Source organism: Veillonella magna DSM 19857, assembly GCF_000428745.1.
GTDB classification, from domain to species: Bacteria; Bacillota; Negativicutes; order Veillonellales; family Veillonellaceae; genus Veillonella_A; species Veillonella_A magna.
This window is the reverse complement of the sequence record NZ_AUAN01000036.1, coordinates 1-1,061: the sequence shown is the minus strand read 5'-3', so window position 1 is coordinate 1,061 and position 1,061 is coordinate 1. Positions and strand designations below refer to the sequence as shown.

Genomic DNA, 1,061 nt, shown 5'->3' with positions numbered 1-1,061 from the left:
AGCGAATTGAACAACCTCGGTGTTCGCGTAGCTAACCTTGAAAATAAAGTTGGCAACGTTAAAGTAACCGGCGACGTTCGTTTGCGTTATCAGGGCTTTGAAAAAGAAGGCCAAATTAATAAAACTGGTGAACACCAGGATAAGAAGTCAGTATTCGACTATCGTGGACGTGTACAATTCAATGCTACTGTGAACGAAAACACTAACGCAGTTGTTCGTGTAAGCACTGGTAACACTGAATTTGGTGATGCATCTTCCAGCGACGTGGAATTCGATCGCATGTACGTAAACCATAAATTTGGTAAGGACTTTAATTTAACTGCTGGTCGTTTTGGCGCGTTCGTTGGTAATGGATTGGTATACGATGATACCTTCGATGGTGCTGCATTAACTTATGCTGGTGATAAAGTAACTGCTACTGTAGCACATGGCTATTTCATGGCTGGTGGCTTGTTTGATACCGAAGCAAATGATCGTGATTACGCTGATGGTTACAGCTTTGGTACTAAAGATGCTGATGACAATCTTTCCTTCACTTTGATGCAAGCTAATGCTAAATTGGGTACGCACGCAACCTTAGGTGGCTTCTATGCAATCGGTAACAAGTTAATTGACAACGATATCTATGGCGGTTCTTTAGATCTTAACTTCAACAAAGTATGGATTGGTGGCGAATATGCTACTTGGAAAGACGACTTTGCTAGCGAAGGCGATAAGGATGCATGGGTAGCAGGTATCGGTTATGGCGACTATGATATCGCTAAAGAAGGTACTTGGGGTGTTAAAGTTCAGTACTTCGACGAAGGAAAATACTCTCCGGTAATCAGCTCCACTTGGAACCAGCCGTACAATGCTGACTACAAAGCATGGATGGCTACTGTAGACTATGCATTAGCCAAGAATGTGGGTCTTTCCGCTTACGCAACCTTCAGCGGTGAAGATCAGCAGGGTAATGATGTATCTGATTACTACCGTGCAGAACTTAACTACAAATTCTAATCTTAGACTTGTAGCGTAAATAAAAACAGAGTCTCGAAAGAGGCTCTGTTTTTTTGTATGTG

General features: G+C 42.3%; 1 protein-coding gene. It reads left to right on the top strand.

Annotated features, from left to right (window positions below):
* On the top strand, window positions 1-999 hold a 999-nt coding region (locus G344_RS0106960), incomplete at its 5' end, for a putative porin (RefSeq protein WP_028255558.1).
* Window positions 1,000-1,061: the final 62 nt, after the last annotated feature.